Raw genomic sequence first — 20,671 nt, 5'->3', positions numbered from 1 at the left:
GATACATGAACGAAATCAGCAAACAAGAACTGAAACTCCTGCGAAAACAAATCCTCGAAAAAGATTTTTCCCGGATGAACCAGAAGCAGAAAGACGCCGTCTTCTGCGTTGACGGCCCGCTTTTAATTCTCGCAGGCGCAGGAAGCGGAAAAACGACTGTTATCGTCAACCGCATCGCAAACATCATCCAAAACGGAAACGCCTATCATTCCGACTGGATTTCCCCGCAGCTTGACGAACAGGATCTCGCTGACTGCCGGGCCTATCTGGAAAAGGGCACACCGCTCTCTGAGAGCGTGCGGTTCCGTCTCTCCGACCGTGCCTGTGAGCCGTGGCGAATCCTCGCCATTACCTTCACCAATAAGGCCGCCGGAGAGCTCAAAGAACGCCTGAGCCGGATGCTCGGGGACGACGGAAACGAGGTCTGGGCCTCGACCTTTCATTCCACCTGTGCACGGATTCTGCGCCGGGACGGTGAACGTCTCGGGTATACGAATCACTTCACCATCTATGACACGGATGATTCCCGCCGTCTGATGAAGCAGTGCCTGCGGGAACTCGACATTCAGGAAAAAATTCTTCCGCCGAAATCGGCACTCGCTGAAATTTCCCGTTCCAAAGATACGCTCACAACACCGGACGAATTTCTGGCGCATACCGGCGGGGACTATCGGCTGGAATTGATCGGAAAAGCCTACAAGCTCTATCAAACCCGCCTCAAAGACGCCGACGCAATGGATTTTGACGACCTGATCGCAAATACCGTTTCGCTCTTTGTTTCTTGCCCGGACGTTTTGGAGCACTATCAAAACCGGTTTCGGTACATCATGGTGGACGAGTACCAGGATACCAACCACGCGCAATATCTGTTTGTCAGTCTGCTTGCACAGAAGAGCCAAAACCTGTGCGTCGTCGGCGATGACGACCAGAGCATCTATAAGTTCCGCGGCGCCACCATCAAAAACATCATGAGCTTCGAGGAAACCTTCCCGGACGCAAAGGTGATTCGTCTGGAGCAAAATTACCGCTCCACGCAGAACATTCTGAACGCTGCAAACGCCGTGATTGCCAACAACACCCAGCGCAAAGGAAAAACGCTCTGGACCGGCAATCCGGAGGGAAAGAAAATCGAATGCCATACGGCATACAGTGAGCAGGACGAGGCGGATTATATCTCCAAAATCATTACCGACGAAGTTGCTTCCGGCCGGAAGTTTTCCGACTTTGCAATTCTCTATCGGATGAATTCCCAGTCGAATGCGCTTGAGCGGTATTTCATCAAATCGGGAATTCCATACCGGATTATCGGCGGAACTCGCTTCTATGAGCGCATGGAAATCCGGGATATGATCGCCTATCTAAACGTCATCAACAACCCGGCGGATGAGGTCCGCCTGACGCGGATCATCAACAAGCCCAAGCGCTCCATCGGCGACCGGACGGTCGGCATTGCTGCACAAATTGCTTCCGAACTCGGGATTCCTCTCTTCGAAGTCATCACCCGCGCGGAGGAATTTGAAGCGCTCAAGCGCTCCGCCGCCAAACTGACTGCGTTTGCCTCCATGATGCGGCAGCTCATCACCGCTGCACAGGATCCGGAAGTCTCCATGGAAGAATTATACCATCTGATGCTTGAAAAGACGGATTATCTGACCTATCTCAAGACCGAATGTGAAGATGCAGACGACCGGATTGACAACATCAATGAGCTTGCCTCAAACATCGTCAAATACGAAGAAGAAATGGAAGAGCCGACGCTCTCCGGATTTCTCGAAGAAATCTCTCTCATGACGGACATTGACAACTTCGACGCTTCCGCAGACAGTGTTGTCATGATGACGATGCATTCTGCAAAAGGGCTGGAATTCCCGGTTGTGTTTTTGCCCGGACTGGAAGAGAACATTTTCCCCGGTATGCAGGCAATCTACAACCCGCCGGAAATTGAGGAAGAACGGCGGCTTGCCTATGTCGCGATTACCCGGGCGCGGGAAGAGCTTTATCTGCTCAACGCTGAACGGAGAATGATTTTCGGTTCGACTTCCCGTAATCGGCCGTCGCGTTTTATCGAGGAAATCCCGGAAACGCTCGTCCATTTTTCCAAGGCGCGGGAATGGAAAAAGCCGTCGGAGGGAACCGTTTTTGCAACACGCTCCGCTTATGAACAGCGCGTTGCCTCGATCAGCGCCGCGCGCTCCTTCGGGCCGGTCGGCGGTTCGGAAACCGGCAGCTATGCGCCGGGGGACCGGGTCAGCCATAAAGTCTTTGGAGAAGGCATGGTTCTTTCCATCACGCCTATGGGCAACGACAGTCTTTTGGAAATCAGCTTTGACCGCGTCGGAACGAAAAAGCTGATGTCCAATTTCGCAAAACTGAAAAAATTATCTTAACCGGCAAGGAGGACTCCCGATGCGACATCTGATTACCCCGCTCGACTTCTCTGTCGAGGAAACCGAAGCACTGCTCGACCGCGCAGACGATATCGCCGCAAACCCAAAAGCATATGCATCCTGCTGCGTAGGAAAAAAGCTCGCAACGCTGTTTTATGAACCCAGCACCCGCACCCGTCTGAGCTTTGAGGCCGCAATGCTGAATCTTGGCGGCAGTGTCCTCGGGTTTGCTTCGGCCGATACCAGCAGCGCCTCCAAAGGTGAAAGCGTCGCCGATACCATCCGCGTCATTTCCTGTTATGCGGACATCTGCGCCATGCGCCACCCGAAGGAAGGCGCGCCGCTCGTGGCCTCTCTCTATTCGAAAATCCCGGTCATTAACGCCGGGGACGGCGGCCATCAGCATCCGACGCAGACGCTCACAGATCTGATGACCATCCGTGCCAAAAAAGGAAGTCTCAGCGGAATTACGGTCGGCCTGTGCGGCGATCTGAAATTCGGACGCACCGTCCACTCGCTGATCATGTCGCTTTCCCGTTACACGGGAATCCGCTTTGTGCTGATTTCCCCGAAAGAGCTGCGTCTGCCCGGCTATGTCCTGCAGGAAGCGATCGTCAAGAAGGGTCTTCCCTACCAGGAGGCCGCCACCATCGAAGAAGTTATGCCGCAGCTCGATATTCTCTATATGACCCGCGTGCAGCGTGAACGCTTTTTTAACGAAGAGGATTACATCCGCTTAAAGGACAGCTACATTCTCGACAAGCGAAAAATGGCGTTCGCAAAGCCTGACCTGTGTGTCCTGCATCCGCTGCCGCGTGTCAACGAAATTGCGCCCGAAGTGGACGACGATCCGCGCGCCGCATATTTCGAGCAGGTCCAAAACGGCGTCTATGTCCGGATGGCGCTGATCTTAAAACTTCTGGAGGTGGAACCATGCTGAACATCGACAGCCTGGAAAACGGGATTGTAATCGATCATATCGCAGCCGGCAGCGGCATGCAGATCTATAAACTTTTGCACCTTGACCAGCTTGACTGCTGTGTCGCCGTCATCCAGAACGCCAAAAGCACCAAATACGGCCGCAAGGACATCATTAAGATCGATGGCATTATCGACCTCGATCTTGACATTCTCGGCTATGTGGATCATAATGTCACGGTCGACGTCATCCAAAACGGACGCATTGCAGAAAAGAAAAAGCTGGTGCTGCCAAAACGTCTGAAAAATGTGATCCGCTGCAAAAACCCGCGCTGCATCACCTCTGCAGAACCCGGTATCGATCAGATTTTCCGCCTGTGCGGAGAAGATAACCGGAGCTACCGCTGTATCTACTGCGAACAAAAATACAAATAATCTAGGAGGCCTGATTTTACTTGAAAACGGAAAGCAAACTGTTTTATAAATCGGTCTTTGCCCTAATCATCCCGATTGCGCTGCAAAACCTCATTAACGTTGGCGTCTCGGCGGCGGACGTCGTGATGCTGGGTCTTGTCGGCGAGACGGCACTCTCCGGCGCTTCTCTTGCCGGACAGGTGCAGTTTATCATGATGCTCCTGATTTTCGGCATGACCTCCGGCGCGGTGGTCCTGACCGCGCAGTACTGGGGAAAAAAGGATACCCGCACGATTGAAAAAGTCATGGGCATTACGATGCGCTTTGCAATTCTTGCTGCGCTTCTGTTCACCGTAGCGGTGCAGCTTTTCCCCTATCAGACCATGCGGATCTTTTCGAACGAAACCGAAGTCATCGAGTCCGGCGTGCAATATCTGCGTCTGGTTTCCCTTTCCTACATCATTGCTTCCGCCACGCAGGTCTATCTCAATGTCATCCGCAGTATTGAACGGGTTATTATTTCCACCGTTGTCTACGCCATTTCCCTGGTGGTCAATATCTGTCTCAATGCCATTTTCATTTTCGGGCTGCTTGGCATTCCGGCTATGGGCGTTCAGGGGGCCGCACTCGCAACGACACTTGCCCGTGTAATCGAATTTCTCATCGTCGCGGTCTATGCGTTTCGGTTCAATCACGTCGTTCGGGTTCGGTTTTCCGACCTTTTTGTCCGGGAACCGCTTCTTTTTCACGATTTTCTTAAATATTCCGTCCCGGTCATGCTTAACGAATTGTTTTGGGGCATGGGCAGTTCCATGAACTCGGTTGTAATCGGACACATGGGCAGCGCCGCCGTGGCGGCCAATTCTGTCGCGCAGGTTGCGCGGCAGCTGGCACAGGTCGTCGGCTTCGGTGTTGCGGCCGCAGCGGCGATTATGCTGGGCAAAGCAATCGGCGCCAACGAGTCGGAACGTGCAGAACGCGACAGTAAACGCTTTATCTGGATCTCCCTGATATCAGGTGTTTTCGGCGCCGCAGTGGTCCTGATTGCGCGCCCGATTTCCATGGCGACGCTCAACCTTTCCGGGCAGTCCCGGGATTACCTCTCCTTTATGATGTTTGTCATGGCCTACTTCGTGGTTGCACAAACCTATAACACCACACAGGTCGTCGGCATTTTCCGATCCGGCGGCGATACTAAATTCGGCCTCGCAATGGATGTCGGAACCATGTGGTTTTTCTCGATTCCGCTCGGTGCGCTGGCAGCGTTTGTATTTCACTGGAACGTCTACGTTGTGTATGCCATCTTGATGTGCGATGAAATCATCAAACTGCCGCTGACCACCTGGCGTTACCGGAAAAAATATTGGCTTAAAAACGTCACGCGATAAAACCTGTTTCTGCGCATTCAGGCTTGTCTGATAGGAAGCGCCTGTCCGGTGTGCCTGCGAAACAGCGGCCGGTTCAGTTCCTTGGATTTTCCGAAAAAGTGCCCGAGCGCCATCGCCGGAATGGAAGCGAGCATCCACAACGCCGTAAACGGCAGGCAAATTTGGCCGAAAATATTGAGCGGTAAATGGGAATAATCCCATACATGCAGCTTCAAAATGAAATTGACCACAATTCCTGCCAGCAGTTCCACCGACGTAATAATCGTCCCGCCTGCAAAACAGCGCACGGTAAGGCCGCTGCGCTGCAACGCGCCATTGCAGACCCGGTCAATCAAAACGACGCACACGCCGCCTGCCACCGCCATGGAAACATGTGTATATCCGCGCCAGGCCATTTCCAAAGTCGGATAAATGACCCCGCCTGAAATCAGCAAAAGCAAATCTTTTCGCTTCATTTCGCAATCCCCCTTGCGTTTTCGAATAAAAAAAGTATCTGCAAACAAATTTGTTTTAAACATGCGTTTTCGCATGAATGGATACAAAGAAAGGATGAATCTTCATGAAAATTCTGGTTACCGGCGGCGCCGGCTATATCGGCACGCATACCTGCGTGGAACTGCTCAAAGCAGGCTATGAAATTGCCGTCATTGATAACCTCTGCAACAGTAAAAAAGAGGCAATTCGCCGTGTGGAAGAAATCAGCGGAAAAACGGTTCCGTTTTATGAGACCGACCTGCGGGACAAGGCCACTGTCGATCATATTTTTGAGGTAGAATCCATCGATGCCGTCATCCATTTTGCCGGATTAAAAGCCGTCGGTGAATCCGTCAAGCTGCCGCTTCGGTACTATGAAAACAATTTGGTGTCCACGCTGGTTTTGCTGGAAAGCATGAAACAACACGGCGTGCACAACATTGTATTCAGTTCCTCCGCAACCGTCTACGGAGACCCCGCATCCGTTCCGATCCGGGAAGATTTTCCGCTTTCCGCCACGAATCCTTACGGCACCACAAAGCTGATGATTGAGCGGATTCTCACCGACTGCGCCAAAGCGGATGCCGAATTCAGTCCCATTCTTCTGCGGTATTTCAATCCTGTCGGCGCACACGAAAGCGGAAAGATCGGCGAAGATCCGAACGGGATTCCCAACAACCTGGTACCTTATATCACACAGGTGGCCATCGGACGTCTGGAGAAGCTGAGCGTGTTTGGTGACGACTATCCGACACCGGACGGCACCGGTGTCCGCGATTATATCCATGTCGTCGACCTTGCAAAGGGTCATGTTGCCGCGCTCAAACAATTCGGAGATTCCCCCTGCGGACTGCGCGTCTACAATCTTGGCACCGGCACCGGATATTCTGTTCTCGAGATTGTCCACGCATTTGAAAAAGCGGTCGGCAAACCGATCCCCTATGTGATTGCGCCGCGCCGCGGCGGCGATATCCCCATGTGTTACGCAGACTGCAGCAAAGCCGCGAAAGAACTCGGCTGGAAAGCAGAAAAAACACTCGACGATATGTGCGCGGATTCCTGGCGCTGGCAGACGCAGAACCCTCACGGCTACGATGCCTGACGCCCATGGAGATTGAGCGAAAATTTTTAATTTCCGGTTTTCCGGAGCAATTTCCGGAAGTACGGCGGGCGATTCTCGAACAGGGGTATCTCGCCGTCGATCCGGTTGTACGGATCCGGAAAACGACGCCAAACGAAGGCGATGCCAGCTACAAGCTCTGCTTTAAAGGCGAAGGGACGCTCGTCCGCCAGGAAACAGAACTCGCCATTTCGGCACAGGTTTTTCAGGAACTCTGCGCGCTCCTGAAAAAGCCATTGCTTCGGAAAGCGTTTCGCACCTATTTGCTGCCAGATGGGCATACGCTGGAATGCAACTGCGTGTTTCTGCCCGGGAATCAGGTCTTCTGGTATGCCGAAGTGGAATTTCAGAGCGTTGAAGAAGCGGCTGTGTTTTCTCCGCCGGACTGTCTGCTGCAGGAAGTCACGGAGGACCCCTCATTTACCATGCGCGCAATTTGGGAAAGGATGAATCATCAATGACGGAATCCGTTTCGGCGCAAAACGCCCGAGAACAATTTGAGCAGATTTTCCAAACACAAATTACCCGGCCCGGTGCAGATAAGCTTCTGCAGTGGATCAGCTCCACCGACTTCTTCACTGCGCCTGCCAGCACACGGTTCCACTGCGCCTGTGACGCCGGACTGGTCATGCACAGCGTAAACGTCTATCAGGTTTTGCGGGCACGGTATTTTGAAGAAGGCATTGACAACGAGGAAAGCTTTGCGGTGTGCGCGCTGCTGCACGATCTGTGTAAAGCGCAATATTATAAGGTTTCCACACGCAATGTCAAAAACGACGAAACCGGCCAATGGGAAAAGAAACCCTTTTTCGCCGTTGACGATTCCTTCCCCTATGGCCATGGAGAAAAGTCCGTATTCCTGATTGAACGGAAAATGCGGCTAAAACTCGAAGAAGCCATGGCGATTCGTTGGCATATGGGCGGATTCGACGATTCCGTCCGGGGAGGCGGTTTTGCCATGAGCCACGCGTATGAGCGTTTTCCGCTGGCCGTCAAGCTTCATCTTGCGGATCTCGAGGCAACCTATCTTGTCGAAAAGGGAACCTCCGCGGTCAATAACAACCGCTAAAAAACAAATATTCATATTTTGTCCCATCAAAAAGCACGGAGAGATGAACCGAACCAGTAAAAACGGACAATAGGCAAAAAGCTCCCTGATGTAGGAAAACAGAGCTACATCAGGGGGATGTTGTTATGTCCGGAAAAAGGAATGAAACGACATCCGGCAAGCATGAAAGATGAAATCAGGGAACAGCTGGCGGCAGGCAGAAGTCAAAGGGAAATCAGCCAAGAATACGGCCTTAGCCGATATCGCATACAAAGCTGGGGTGGGCTTCGGGCAGAAACCAAGCTGCGGAAAATCCAAGATTCTCCTCGGCATCGGCGTGTTTTTGGGGCTGCGTCTTGTGGAAAGCGCGCTTGCCTCTGTTGCATTGTTCGGTGCAAATCGGATTTTCCCGGACACATGGAAGGCTTTTCTGCACGAAAGCGGGCTGCTCTCCGCACAGCTTGTCCTGCTCACAATCATTCTCTATCACGTTCTTCTCGGCGTGATTTATTATGTGGTCACGCACCGCATGCTCTCCCGGCACCTAAATCTCGAATAATCGCTATACAGGCTGTTTCTATTTTGGGAAACAGCCTGCTTTTTTATAGACTGGGAAGAATTTTTCTTTTGGTGTGCGAATGGGAAAAAACATGTTATAATAACCTCAAGGGCGTTATGCTTTCGCATAACCGGCGGCTTTCGCCGCCTTAAAACAAAGTCTCCGCTTTGTTTCCTTGAGAACATTTTGCCATAGGCATAATAACCCTCAAGGGCGTTATGCTTTCGCATAACCGGCGGCTTTCTCCGCCTTAAAACAAAGTCTCCGCTTTGTTTCCTTGAGAACATTTTGCCATAGGCAACATACTCCAAAAAGCATAAAAACATGTGAGCCATCTCGCGATGCCATTTTCTATTGGGGAAGGAATTGGATCCCGATCGAACGCACAGCCTATTGCGCCCCAACTTCGCAAAATGCAGCCGGAAAGGGAGAATTTCATATGGACGCTGTCACCACGATTGACCTTTCTAAAATATACGGAAAACGCACTGCCCTGCATACAGTCGACCTTTCTGTCCCGGAAGGCGCAATTTTCGGCCTTTTAGGAACCAAACAGTCTGGCCGAACCACGCTCATCCGTATTTTGTGCGGTCTTCTGCCGCCAACGCAGGGGCGCGCTACGGTTTTGCAGCTTTCCCCGCAAAAGGAAACCGGAAAGCTTCATACACTCTGCGGCGTTACATCTGCAAGCGCCAATCTATACGGACAGATGAGCGGACTGGACAACCTGCTCTTTTTCTCCAGCTTTTACCAGATTTCCCCGGCGGATGCACGGGAACGGGCAACCTATCTCATGAAAGAACTGGATCTCTGGGATCTTCGGGACACCCTCGTTTCCGCCTATTCGCCCGGTGCGAAGGAACGCCTCTCACTGGCCCGTGCGGTTTTGCACCGTCCTAAAATTCTGTTTCGGGACGAGCCCGCAGATGCCATCGACATTGAGTCCGCCGAGCGCATCACTGCTTTGCTTGCATCGCTCAACCGGGAAGAAGGAATGACGATCTTTCTCTCTGCCAACATGCTCGGACAAGCACAGTCCATTTGTACGGCATATGGAATTTTGCAACGCGGAACCATGACAGCCCAGGGCACCTATGAAGCCTTATGGCGCGCCGCCGGACTTTCCCTGTCCGCAGAAATCCGCACGGTGCCGGAGCCTTCCGACAGTCAAGCGCCGCAGGACGGATGGCTAAGCCGCCCGATTCCCTCTGAATCGGAAATGCCGCTTCTCATCAAACAGCTTTTAGAATCCGGGAAGCCGGTTTTTGAGGCACGGATTGTCCGGCCGTCTCTATCCGAAATCTTTTCTGCACATACCCAGCCAAAGGAGGCTCTCTTATGAACCGTCGTTTTCCTCGCGCGGATACCGCCTTGCTCAAAAAAGACTTCTATGAAATCTGGAGTTTACGCGGAATTCGGCTTCTTTTGATTGTTCTGCCGCTGCTGGTTTCTGTCATCCTGCCTGTGATCTTTTTGCTGGTTATTCTTCTGATCCCAATTGGCGGAGCGGAAAGCGCCGTCCGGCTTTTGTCTCTGATTCCGGTTTCTGATTTTGAATATGGGATCCGGGAAGGTCTCTTCTGTCTTGTCACCGATCGGATCTGCCCGATGCTCTTTCTCTCTGTCCCCATCATCATCTCTGCGGTAACCACCTCCAGCTGTTTTGTCGGTGAGCGGGAACGCGGCACCATCGAAACGCTTCTTTTAACGCCGCTTTCTCCCAAGCGGCTCGCGCGCATTAAATTATCCGGCTGCATGATGCTCTCGCTGCTTGTTACGGTACTTTCTTTTATCCTCTTTACCGTTGCGGCTTCTGTCGGGGACATTCTGTTAAAAATTCCGTTTTTTCTCAATGCCGAATGGCTGATTACCCTATTTCTGCTTGCCCCGCTGTTTGCTCTGCTAAGCGCGCTGTGTGTCCTGTATTTTTCCGGACACGAACAGCGTCATGATCAGGCGTTCCGCACTTCTTCGTTTTTGATGTTTCCGGTCGTTTTCATGTATACGCTTCCCTTTGCCGGACTTTATCAGCTGAATCCTATTGTTTTGCTGTTCCTTTCGCTCTTTTTGCTGTGTCTGGATTTTGTTTTGCTGGTTTCTCTGCCCCACCGGTTCACTGCAGAAAAACTGCTGTAACAAGGCCGCCTTGCACCAAATTTGTTTTTGGAGTACAATAGAATCCAGCATTGCGGCTGATCAACAGAGAACCGAGGGAACAAAATGGAACAGGAACAATGGCACGCGGATTTACACTGTCACACCAAACTTTCAGATGGATCTGTCAGTATTGAGGATCTGATTTTACTCGCAAAACAGCAGAAACTCTCTGCGATTGCCGTGACAGACCACGATACCTTTGCCGGCGCGACGCGCGCAAAAATTTTGGGAGAACGGCAGGGTGTAGAGGTCTTTCCGGGCGCCGAATTTTCTGCCTATGACCGGACACGCAACCGCAAAGTACACATTTTGTGCTATTGCTGTACATTTCCGGATCGTTTGGAAGGCCTTTGCAAACAGATTGGAGACAGCCGCCGGAAAGCGGCGAATATCATGCTGCAAAAGCTGCAGCGAATCTATCCCATTCCGATCGAGATGGTTCTCCGGCGGGCACAGGGCAGCACAACTATTTATAAGCAACACATGATGCATGCGCTGATGGACGCCGGATATGCCGATTCCATTTTCGGGCCGGTTTTCCAGAAGCTTTTTCATCCGCGCTGCGGGCTGGCCTATAGTCCGATCAGCTATCCGGATGTCTACGAGGTTATCACGCAGATTCATAACGCCGGCGGCCTTGCGGTGCTTGCACATCCTGCGCACTATAACAGCTACGACCTTCTGCTGGAATTGACCGAGCAAAAGCTGCTGGATGGAATCGAGGTTTGGCACGCCAGTGCAAACGAACAGGATACAGCGGATTTTCTGGAACTTGCACAAAAAAAACACCTGCTCGCAACAGGCGGAACGGATTTTCACGGAATGTATCGGGGAAAGCCTATGCCGCTCGGTTCTTATCGAACCCCGGACTTTACGCTTGAACAGCTCCGTAAAATACAGCGAAAGCAAAAATAAAATCAAACAAGCATTATGAAAAAGGGAGACTGCATTTGCAGTCTCCCTTTTTTGCATGGAGTTTACGGGTTAGCAGCCACAGCCACAGCCGCAGCCGTTGTTGCTATTGCCGCATTCTCCGCCGCCGCAGCCATTGCAGCAGAACAAGAGGATGAGGATAATGAGGATGATGCAGGAGCAGTTTCCGTTACCAAATAAATTGTTACAACACATGGGTGATTGCCTCCTTTCGGTTTACATTAACAGTATATTGCAGCCCGCCAAAAGGTGTTCCAGTTTTTTAATCAAAGCCGTCCCCTTCTATTTTTTGAAAAATTGAAATCAAATGAAATCAGCCGAAAATTTGAGATTCCGTTTGAAATCATGAGATATTTTTGAATTTTGCGAATTTATTCGTGTTGTATGTTTATTTTTTGACTTTAACTGACTTTGACTTTTTAATCCGCAGGCCTTATACTATAGACAAAAGTCAAAGAAAGTCAAAGGCAAAAGGTGAGCGTTATGAAAATCAGCGACAGCGTTGCGAACTATATTTTAGAGCTTCTGGAAACAGATCACGGTTCCGCAGAAATTCAGCGCAATGAGTTGGCAAACATCTTGGGATGCGTTCCCAGCCAGATTAACTACGTCATTACTTCCCGCTTCACACCGGAGCAGGGATATATCGTAGAGAGCCGGCGCGGCGGCGGCGGATATATCCGTATCACGCGTATTACGGTGGATCCGAAAGAATCCATCATGCACATCGTCAATTCAATCGGAAAGACGCTTGACAGTGCAACCGCGCGGGCGATGCTGACCAATATGCTGCAAAGCGGGATTCTGGATAAAAAAGAAGCGCGCCTCATACATGCCGCAACGGCAAACCGCACGTACGCTTCCGTTCCGCAGGAAATGCGCGACACGCTTCGTGCGACGGTTTTCAAAGAAATGCTTATGATTATTTTGGATTCGAAATAAAAGGGAGGAATTACTATGCTATGTCAAGCTTGCGGAAAACATCCGGCTACCACACATGTAAAGACCATTGTCAACGGAGAGCTCAGTGAATGCGCACTGTGTGCGGAATGCGCCAAAAAGATGGGCTACGGCGATCTTTTTAGCGACTGGGGATTTCATTTCGGCGCACTGCTCGGCAATCCGCTTGGCAAATCGGAACCACTCCCCCATAGCGTTCGGTGTCCTTCCTGCGGCGCTTCGTTCGAGGACATCGCACAGGCCGGCAAAGTCGGATGTGCAGAATGTTACCATACTTTTTATGACCGCCTGATTCCTTCTATCCAGCGGATTCACGGCAATACAACCCACCGCGGCAAGCGTCCGGGTTCTGCTGCCATGGTTGTCCGCGGAGAACATGCGATCCAGGCAGTTCCACAGGAAGAATTGGAAATCAAGCGCAGAAAACTACAGGATGCAATTAAAAAGCAGCGTTTTGAAGAGGCCGCCGTTTTGCGGGATGAAATCAAAGCGCTGGAGGAGGGAAAACAGGATCATGCTTGAAACAAAAAAATGGTATGAAAAAAGCGGCGCCGAGGGCGACGTCATCATCAGCACCCGCATTCGTTTGGCGCGAAATCTGCGCACTTGCCCGTTTCCTTCCCGTATGAATACAGAGGATCGGGAACGCGTGATTTCCGCCGTTCAAAAAGCCATTGAAACCAGCCCCATCGCAAACGAATTTGTCCTGTACCGTCTGAAAGACCTTTCCCAGATTACGCGCGTGTCTCTCGTAGAACGGCACCTCGTCAGTCCGGAATTTATTTCCCATCCGGAAGGACGCGCTGTTCTCCTCATGAAGGACGAAAGCGTTTCGATCATGGTGAATGAGGAGGATCACCTCCGCATTCAGGTCATGTGCGAGGGCTTTAACTTCGAAGGCGCGCTGCAAATGGCAGACCGCCTGGACACCTTGCTCGGCGAAAGCCTGAATTTCGCATTTGACGATAAGCTCGGTTACCTGACGCAGTGCCCGACGAACCTCGGAACCGGCATGCGCGCCTCTCTGATGCTTCACCTGCCTGCCTTGCAGGAAACCGGCACCATTAATCGGATTTCCGCCAATCTCTCAAAGCTTGGCCTGACAATCCGCGGCACCTATGGAGAAGCTTCTCAGCCTGTTGGCGCACTTTATCAGCTTTCGAACCAGGTTACCTTGGGGCTCAGCGAACAGGAAGCCATCGACAACCTGAAAAGCATTGCGCTTCAGCTCATGAAGCAGGAACGCAGCGCACGCGCAGAACTGGAAAAAGATCTGGAAGTGCAGGATTCCATCTGCCGTTCTGTCGGATTGCTGCGCAACGCACGTCTGCTCAGCAACGACGAGTTTATGAAACTCATTTCCAACGTCCGGCTGGGAATAAACACCGGCCTGATTGACCATATTTCATTAGAGACTGTCAATGCATTAACTGTGCGGGTGCAGCCCGCAACCATACAGCTTCCGGAAGGAAAAGCGCTCTCTTCTGCGCAGCGTGACGCGCTGCGGGCAAAACTTGTGCGCGAAGCCTTAACGGAATAAAGGAGGCATTTTTATGTACAACTTTAAAGGATTTACAGCGAAAGCAAACGAAGCACTTAACCTTGCCATTACTTCGGCAGAAGAAATGGGACACACGTATATCGGCAGCGAACACATTATTCTCGGCCTGCTCAAAGAAGGCAGCGGCGTTGCCGCAACCGTGCTCAATAAACTCGGTATTACGGCAGAATCCATGGAGAATGAAATCCGGACGAAAATCGGCGTCGGCAGCGAAACGCAGCTGACCGCTGACGATATGACGCCGCGCAGCAAACGCATTCTGCAAATTGCATTTATGGAAGCGGCCCGGCTGCACCACAACTATGTCGGCACCGAACATCTTCTGATTGCAATCCTGAATGAGGGCGACAGCTACGGCGTCCGGTTCCTCTCCGCACTCGGCGCACAGCCGCGCAGCATCGCAGAGGAAATCGGCAATGTCCTTTCGAGCGGGGAACCGGAAGGTGCAGAACCTGTTTCCGGCGGCGTCTCCGGCAATCCCAAAGGAAAAGGCAACACCAAAACCCTGGAGCAGTTCGGCCGCGATCTGACTGCAATGGCATCGCGCGGCGAAATCGATCCGGTCATCGGACGGCAGTCTGAAATCGAACGGGTCATCCAGATTCTTTCCCGCCGCACCAAAAATAACCCCTGCCTGATCGGCGAACCCGGCGTCGGTAAAACTGCCGTTGCAGAAGGGCTTGCGCTGAAAATTGTTTCCGGCGAGGTTCCGGAGCTGCTCAAAGGCAAACGGATCATTTCTCTCGATCTGACCGGAATGGTTGCGGGCACCAAATACCGCGGCGATTTTGAGGATCGAATCAAAGCCGCAATGGACGAAGTCAAAAATTCCGGCGACGTCATCCTGTTCATCGATGAGCTGCACACGATCATCGGTGCAGGCAGCGCGGAAGGTTCCACCGATGCGGCGAACATCTTGAAACCTGCGCTGGCGCGCGGCGATTTCCAGGTCATCGGTGCGACGACCATCAATGAATATCGCAAATATATCGAAAAGGATGCCGCCCTGGAGCGTCGTTTCCAGCCGGTAACGGTTGGCGAGCCGAGCGAAGAGGAGGCTGTCCTGATTCTGCAGGGGCTGCGCGATCGCTATGAGGCGCACCACAAAGTAAAAATTACAGATGAAGCCATCAAAGCGGCTGTCGAACTCTCCTCGCGGTATATTGCAGACCGGTTCCTGCCGGATAAGGCAATCGATCTCATCGATGAAGCTGCCTCGCGGGTACGTCTGCGTGCATTCACTGCGCCGGATGACCTCAAGGCGCTGGAGGATCAGCTGAAAGAACTGGAGCAGGAAAAGGCTGCTGCCGTCAATGCACAGGACTTTGAACGTGCTGCAAAAATCCGTGACGAAGAGAAAGAACGCCGCGCAGAGTTGGAATCCAAAAAATCCGAATGGGAGGCTGCAAGCGCACATGTGGCGGGCGAAGTCGTTCCGGAGGATATCGCGGATATCGTCTCCATGTGGACAGGAATCCCGGTTGCGCAGCTGACCGAAGAGGAAAGCGCGCGGTTGCTCCGGCTCGAAGAGACGCTGCATAAACGGATTGTCGGCCAGGATGAGGCTGTTTCGGCAATTGCCAAGGCAATCCGCCGCGGCAGAGTGGGTTTGAAAGACCCGAAACGTCCGATTGGTTCCTTCATCTTCCTCGGTCCGACAGGCGTCGGCAAAACAGAGCTTTGCAAATCTCTTGCGGAAGCGATGTTTGGCGATGAAAACGCGATGATTCGGCTGGATATGTCCGAATACATGGAGAAACACACCGTCTCGCGTCTGGTCGGTTCGCCTCCGGGATATGTCGGCTACGAAGAGGGCGGTCAGCTGACCGAAGCGGTTCGCCGCAAGCCCTATTCTGTTGTGCTGTTCGATGAAATCGAAAAAGCGCATCCGGATGTCTTTAACATGCTGCTTCAGATTTTGGAGGATGGCCGTCTGACCGACTCGCAGGGCCGCCATGTGGATTTCAAAAACACTGTGATCATCATGACCTCCAACGTTGGCGCACGTTTGATTACCGATACGCAGAAATCGCTGGGCTTCGCAACTGACGACAATCACGAGAAGGACAATGACAACGAAACGGTCAAAGAGCTTGTCATGGGCGAGCTGAAAAAAGCATTCCGTCCGGAGTTCCTCAACCGTGTGGACGATATCATTGTGTTTAACAAGCTCAATGATCATGATATTCACGAAATCGCACTACGGATGCTTGCGACTCTGAAAGGCCGTCTCGAAGGGCTGGGCATCAAAATTCGGTTTGAAGACGCTGCGGTGGATGCCGTTGCCAAAGCGGGATTTGATCCGGTGTACGGTGCGCGTCCGCTGCGCCGGGCCATCCGTGCCAACATCGAAGATCCGCTTTCGGAGCGGATGCTCGAAGGCGCCGTCAAAGCTGGTGTACCGGTTGTTTGCGGATACGACGGCAAAACGTTCACCTTCACCTCGGAGGCCGACGCTGCTGCCGGTGTTGCAACTGACGATTCCGGCGAAAAAGCCGAAAAATAAGCAAACAAAGAAGGGCGTTCTCGAAAGGGAGCGCCCTTTTTGGCTCTTTTTGCACCAACCGTTTGCAAGCAGGTTGACAAGCACGTCCGGAGCGTGTAAGCTGAATGCAGCACGCATTTGTATTCTGCGGACATGCGCCGCCTTTAGGAGGAACTCCCATGCAGCTTTTTGTAAAATATCACAATCCCAATATCGACAAACTCGAAAAACGTGAAAACGGCGACTGGATCGACCTGCGCGCTGCAGAAACGGCAACGCTGAAGGCTGGCGAATCCCGGCTGATTTCCCTCGGCGTTTCGATTCGCCTTCCAGAAGGATATGAGGCGCACGTGGCCCCGCGCAGTTCGACCTTCCGGACGTGGGGAATTCTGCAAACCAATTCCGTCGGCGTCGTAGATGAATCCTACTGCGGCGACGACGACATCTGGAAGTTTCCCGTTCTCGCTGTGCGGGATACCGTCATCCACGAAAACGATCGGATTTGCCAATTCCGGATTTTAAAGAAAATGCCGCACTTCTCGATCGAAGAAGTTTCCACGCTGGGCGGAAAAAACCGCGGCGGGTTCGGATCCACCGGAAAAGCCTAATGCAAAATCGGCGTAATTTCTTCTTCCATTCTGGCGATATTGGATTCGACCGAAACGGTATAGGAAAGCTGCTGCAGCAAGTCTGGCCAAGATTCGGCGTGTACGCGCCAAATTTCCGGTTGTTGCTGCAGGAGTCGGTTTGAAAATCCGAATACATCGCATTGATCTCGCACCGCAGCCGTCTCAATGGCTGCGGTGATTTCTTTTTGCAGCGTCTCGTTCAGCGCTTGCTCAAATTTTTCGTAGTATCCTGCCCCCATAGGCCGGCCAAGTCCGTGTGTAATTTCAGCAATATCCGCTTCACAATGCACGGTAATGGTGAAATGCGGCACATCGCCGATCCATTCTGTCTTCACGCGACAAGATGCATCCCGCAGTGACAGCGTAACTGGGCCGGTATCCTCCGCAGGAACAGCCTCCGCACCATAAACAAACCGGTTTTTCAGCAATAGCATTCCGCGCGACTCTGCCTCGCTTAACATGCCGGCATAGACGCCATCCCGAAAATACGCCGTTCCGTTCAGCCGGATTTTTTGATTGTCTGCCTCCATTACCGACAAATAGGCAGACTGTCCCGGTGCGTTCAGCCCGTTTACGACGTCTACAACCGTTGCGTTTACGCTCCTACCTGCAACTTGTTCTGCATCTGTCAAAATATCCGTCTCTTCCGCCAATGGGTACTTCCCGTCTGCATCCTGCAGCGCAAATAGGTCCTCTGCTTCTGTCCTGCAAAAAAAGAGATAGGATGATGCGCGCGATTCATAATAGCGGACAAAAAAATCAATCACATTCTGCAGTCCGGCTTCGCCGCAGCTTTGCCCCAAAAGCACAAACAAATTATGGGAATACATCGGTGTTTTGCCGCTATACTGCACAATTTCGTCCATCGCATGGAGCAGTGTTTCCCCGCTTCCCCGATATAATACAGTTTTCTCTTCTTCCTCTTCCAAAATGCCTGCATATACACAAACCTGGTAGCTGCCGTCTCGGTAATCGATCCCCATTCCCTGGATCAGCATTCTGCGGTTGATTAGGACTTGCCCCTCACACCCGGTCAGAAACACCAGGAGTACCGCGAGCATTCCAACCGTTACTTTTTTGAAGGCAGTGCCTTTTCCTCGTTTTCGGATCGAGTCCGAGATCCATAGCAGCAGTGGAATTCCCACCGCTGCTATGGCCGAAACGGTCAAAAGAAGCGCTTTTCCAAACAGAACGCGCTGTACAGAGCGCGTATTTGCAGCCCACAGCGCTCCCGCAAAAACGATTGGCGCTGCGAGAAACAGTGCCCAATTTCCGCCATGGTTCTCCGAAATTTCTTTTCCGCAGACAGACAGCAGATAAAATGCGGCGGACAATTCCACAACCAGCCCGGACATCCAGATTGCAAGAAAAATCGCATCCATTCGCTGGATCGGTCCAATTTTCGACAGCGCCGAAGCCGTATACACGGGAAACAGCTGTGTATTTAAAAAACTGCCGAGCGCGCCGACAAGAACGACGATGAGTGCTCCAAAGATTAGCGCAGTGACGAGGCTCCATCCCACAAAAGCCGTTTTGATTTTTCCTTTGGTCTGCGGAAGTAAAAATGCCAAAAACGGCACAGCCATTCCGCGTGCCAAAACAAGAAACGCCCCATTCCAAAGCTGCTTCTGCCCATTATAAAGTAGCGGCCGATAATTTTCAGAACGGATTTCCGGAAGCAGTGTCCAAAAAATCACCAGAATCCCCAGCAAGATTGCGACCACGATGAAGCCCGAACTGCGGGCAATCGCCTCAATCCCACGCTTTGCGCCGTAACAGGAGACTGCAATGATCCCGAGTCCCACCAGCCATACCGGCGTTTTCGGATCCATGACATTCCCGATAAATGTCTCAAAAAAGGAGACATAGTAACAGCCCATGAGCACAAAATAAGCGCTGTAAAATACGGGAACCCAAATGCCTGCACGGCCCCAAATTCCACGGCTTAGCTTCAAAATGTCAAGGTCGGGATAGCGCGCAAAAAGCAAAAAGGCCGGCACCGCAGACAGCAATCCCAAAATCAGAATCAGCACGGCGGATAAGGCGTTATCGAGCACGGCATCTCCCCCCAGCACCGCAGCATTCAGCGTCAGCATAATAATGGGCCGGCTTAAAAACGCGATTGCACACAGCTGTCCTGCACCGATTTTAGTTTCCTTTTCTGTCATTTTTTTGATCCTCCGTTGCCGGTGCCTCTGCGCCCGGCATGTTCTGCACAACTGCGGCATGTTTGGAAAGCGTCTTCCAGTTTGCCCGGATCAGCACATCCCGCATGGCTGAAAGGCGAAACGGCGACAGCGGCGCTGTAAACGGAACACCGTATACGCTGCGCCCGCAAATTTCGATAAGCACCGCACAAAATCCCAGTGTGATCCCCCAAATACCAAACAGACCGCCGAGCAATAGCAGCAGCATCCGCATCGCGCCGGCCGCTTCATAGAGCTTTGGGGTTGCATAGGATGCCAGCGTCGCCAGTGCGATAATCATCAAAGTGAGCGATCCGACAATTCCAGCATTTACCGCCGATTCTCCAATTACCAGTCCACCCACGATGCTGACCGCCTGTCCGAGTGGTTTTTGGACACGCAGCCCTGCTTCCCGCATGATTTCGTAAAGGATGGTCACTAAAAACGCTTCCGCTAAAACCGGCAGCGGTGTGGAGGCCTCCGCCAGGACGATTTTCCGTAAAAGTGCATCCGGAATGACTTCCGGGTGAAACGTCACGGCAGCGACATAGAGCCCCGGCAAAAACATCGAGAGAAAAAAGGAAAAATATTTCAGCCAACGGACAAACGTTGCAAAATACGGCGGATTGATGTAATCGTCAAAGCTTTGAAAATTTTCAACAAACAGATAGGGAATAATCAGCACATTCGGCGTCCCGTCCACCAAAACGGCTACCCGGCCCTCCGCAATTTTCCCGCAAACCGTATCCGGCCGCTCCGTATAGCCAACATCGTTGAAAATGCCGCCCTTCTCCAGAAACGGAGAAAGATACCCAGCCGCAAATACCGTTTTTAACGGAATCTTGTGAATGTTGGCGCGGATTCTTTGCAGAAGCGTGTCGGAAACCGCGCTGCGCAAATAACACAGTGCAATCGCGGTATTGCTTTCACTTCCAACCGTCATACGCTCAAATTTCAAATCCGGCGTCCGCAGACGCCGGCGAATCATCGAGGCATTCACCTGGTACGGTTCTACAAACCCCTCTTTTGAGCCGCGCTGCGTGGTTTCATTCTCCGGCTCCGAAACACTCCGAAAATCGAACCCCTGCACGCCGAATGCGAGCAAATCCGCACTGCCGTCCAGCAGCAGCAGCGCAAATCCGGCCATTAGCTTATCCAGCGCGTCGGCAAAATCGACAACCTGCAGCTGTTCTACCGTCGCAAGCGCATGGTCGCGGATATAGCGGTATTTCTCCGTATCGCTGAATGCTGCCGTTGCAGCGTTTAAAATGGGATTTAAAATACTCTGTGCAATCGTCTGCTTGTTGACGAGCCCATCCATTGTGATAAGCGCTGCTTTTGTACCGGTAATTTCAAATTCTCGAAGGACAAAGTCCATACTTTCATCAAAAGCCTGTTGAAAAAGCAAAACATTTTCGCAGAGAGACTTGGTAAACCGCTTTTCTTCCATAG

At 52.0% G+C, this 20,671-nt stretch carries 20 protein-coding genes; 16 read left to right on the top strand and 4 right to left on the bottom strand.

Annotated elements, in window-relative coordinates; all coding sequences use genetic code 11:
* Nucleotides 1-5: 5 nt before the first annotated feature.
* From IAG03_RS07370 to IAG03_RS07355, 4 genes are read left to right on the top strand one after another with little or no spacing between them, the layout of a single operon-like run.
* On the top strand, nucleotides 6-2,387 hold the full coding sequence (locus IAG03_RS07370) for an ATP-dependent helicase (protein WP_249319481.1): 2,382 nt from the start codon (nucleotides 6-8) through the stop codon (nucleotides 2,385-2,387).
* A gap of 19 nt (nucleotides 2,388-2,406) precedes the next feature.
* Nucleotides 2,407-3,327, top strand: a complete 921-nt coding sequence (gene pyrB, locus IAG03_RS07365) for an aspartate carbamoyltransferase (RefSeq protein ID WP_249319480.1) — start codon at nucleotides 2,407-2,409, stop codon at nucleotides 3,325-3,327.
* On the top strand, nucleotides 3,321-3,740 hold the full coding sequence (locus tag IAG03_RS07360) for an aspartate carbamoyltransferase regulatory subunit (protein WP_249319479.1): 420 nt from the start codon (nucleotides 3,321-3,323) through the stop codon (nucleotides 3,738-3,740). The genes pyrB and IAG03_RS07360 overlap by 7 nt, the downstream gene beginning before the upstream one ends.
* A 20-nt stretch (nucleotides 3,741-3,760) precedes the next feature.
* A complete protein-coding gene (locus IAG03_RS07355; protein ID WP_249319478.1) occupies nucleotides 3,761-5,107 on the top strand; it encodes an MATE family efflux transporter in 1,347 nt (448 codons plus the stop codon).
* A gap of 17 nt (nucleotides 5,108-5,124) precedes the next feature.
* On the opposite strand, the gene IAG03_RS07350 is transcribed toward IAG03_RS07355, so the two are convergent.
* Nucleotides 5,125-5,562 (bottom strand): putative ABC transporter permease, encoded by a 438-nt coding sequence (locus IAG03_RS07350; RefSeq protein ID WP_249319477.1) that lies wholly within the window; start codon nucleotides 5,560-5,562, stop codon nucleotides 5,125-5,127.
* A 104-nt stretch (nucleotides 5,563-5,666) separates the two neighbouring features.
* Between IAG03_RS07350 and galE the strand changes: the two genes are divergently transcribed.
* The 7 genes from galE (at nucleotide 5,667) to IAG03_RS07315 (ending at nucleotide 11,380) form a co-directional block, all read left to right on the top strand.
* Complete coding sequence (gene galE, locus IAG03_RS07345) at nucleotides 5,667-6,683, top strand: UDP-glucose 4-epimerase GalE (RefSeq protein ID WP_249319476.1); 1,017 nt, start codon at nucleotides 5,667-5,669, stop codon at nucleotides 6,681-6,683.
* Nucleotides 6,684-6,688: 5 nt separating this feature from the next.
* Entirely contained in the window at nucleotides 6,689-7,162 is a 474-nt protein-coding gene (locus tag IAG03_RS07340) for a CYTH domain-containing protein (RefSeq protein WP_249319475.1), read from the top strand.
* Entirely contained in the window at nucleotides 7,159-7,770 is a 612-nt protein-coding gene (locus IAG03_RS07335) for an HD domain-containing protein (protein WP_249319474.1), read from the top strand. Before IAG03_RS07340 ends, IAG03_RS07335 begins: the two co-directional genes overlap by 4 nt.
* Nucleotides 7,771-7,939: 169 nt before the next feature.
* Nucleotides 7,940-8,308, top strand: a complete 369-nt coding sequence (locus IAG03_RS07330; RefSeq protein WP_249319473.1) for a hypothetical protein — start codon at nucleotides 7,940-7,942, stop codon at nucleotides 8,306-8,308.
* Nucleotides 8,309-8,747: 439 nt separating this feature from the next.
* Nucleotides 8,748-9,650 (top strand): ABC transporter ATP-binding protein, encoded by a 903-nt coding sequence (locus tag IAG03_RS07325; RefSeq protein ID WP_249319472.1) that lies wholly within the window; start codon nucleotides 8,748-8,750, stop codon nucleotides 9,648-9,650.
* Entirely contained in the window at nucleotides 9,647-10,444 is a 798-nt protein-coding gene (locus IAG03_RS07320) for an ABC-2 transporter permease (RefSeq protein WP_249319471.1), read from the top strand. Before IAG03_RS07325 ends, IAG03_RS07320 begins: the two co-directional genes overlap by 4 nt.
* An 84-nt stretch (nucleotides 10,445-10,528) precedes the next feature.
* Nucleotides 10,529-11,380 carry a PHP domain-containing protein gene (locus IAG03_RS07315; RefSeq protein ID WP_249319470.1) on the top strand — a complete coding sequence of 284 codons (852 nt, stop codon included), beginning with the start codon at nucleotides 10,529-10,531 and terminating at the stop codon, nucleotides 11,378-11,380.
* Between the two features lie 69 nt (nucleotides 11,381-11,449).
* Here the strand turns inward: IAG03_RS07315 and IAG03_RS07310 are convergent, their stop codons facing one another.
* On the bottom strand, nucleotides 11,450-11,593 hold the full coding sequence (locus IAG03_RS07310) for a hypothetical protein (protein WP_249319469.1): 144 nt from the start codon (nucleotides 11,591-11,593) through the stop codon (nucleotides 11,450-11,452).
* A gap of 288 nt (nucleotides 11,594-11,881) precedes the next feature.
* Between IAG03_RS07310 and IAG03_RS07305 the strand changes: the two genes are divergently transcribed.
* The 5 genes from IAG03_RS07305 to IAG03_RS07285 all read left to right on the top strand — a co-directional run bounded on the left by IAG03_RS07305 (nucleotide 11,882) and on the right by IAG03_RS07285 (nucleotide 17,012).
* Entirely contained in the window at nucleotides 11,882-12,340 is a 459-nt protein-coding gene (locus tag IAG03_RS07305) for a CtsR family transcriptional regulator (protein ID WP_249319468.1), read from the top strand.
* A gap of 15 nt (nucleotides 12,341-12,355) precedes the next feature.
* Nucleotides 12,356-12,880, top strand: coding sequence for a UvrB/UvrC motif-containing protein (locus IAG03_RS07300; RefSeq protein WP_249319467.1), 525 nt, complete (start codon nucleotides 12,356-12,358; stop codon nucleotides 12,878-12,880).
* A complete protein-coding gene (locus tag IAG03_RS07295; protein WP_249319466.1) occupies nucleotides 12,873-13,898 on the top strand; it encodes a protein arginine kinase in 1,026 nt (341 codons plus the stop codon). The genes IAG03_RS07300 and IAG03_RS07295 overlap by 8 nt, the downstream gene beginning before the upstream one ends.
* Before the next feature lie 13 nt (nucleotides 13,899-13,911).
* Nucleotides 13,912-16,425, top strand: a complete 2,514-nt coding sequence (locus IAG03_RS07290) for an ATP-dependent Clp protease ATP-binding subunit (RefSeq protein ID WP_249319465.1) — start codon at nucleotides 13,912-13,914, stop codon at nucleotides 16,423-16,425.
* Nucleotides 16,426-16,583: 158 nt separating this feature from the next.
* Nucleotides 16,584-17,012: a dUTP diphosphatase gene (locus IAG03_RS07285; protein WP_249319464.1), complete on the top strand. Its 429-nt coding sequence runs from the start codon at nucleotides 16,584-16,586 to the stop codon at nucleotides 17,010-17,012.
* Here IAG03_RS07285 and IAG03_RS07280 read toward each other — a convergent pair.
* Nucleotides 17,009-19,201 (bottom strand): Ger(x)C family spore germination protein, encoded by a 2,193-nt coding sequence (locus tag IAG03_RS07280; RefSeq protein WP_249319463.1) that lies wholly within the window; start codon nucleotides 19,199-19,201, stop codon nucleotides 17,009-17,011. The two genes, IAG03_RS07285 and IAG03_RS07280, sit on opposite strands and share 4 nt — an antisense overlap.
* The gene (locus tag IAG03_RS07275; RefSeq protein WP_249319462.1) at nucleotides 19,182-20,669 is read right to left on the bottom strand and encodes a spore germination protein; all 1,488 of its coding nucleotides are present in this window, start codon (nucleotides 20,667-20,669) and stop codon (nucleotides 19,182-19,184) included. Before IAG03_RS07275 ends, IAG03_RS07280 begins: the two co-directional genes overlap by 20 nt.
* Between the last annotated feature and the right edge of the window lie 2 nt (nucleotides 20,670-20,671).

The sequence above is a fragment of the Yeguia hominis genome (assembly GCF_014384705.1).
Lineage (GTDB): Bacteria > Bacillota > Clostridia > Oscillospirales > Acutalibacteraceae > Yeguia > Yeguia hominis.
This window is presented reverse-complemented; position numbering and strand designations above follow the sequence as displayed.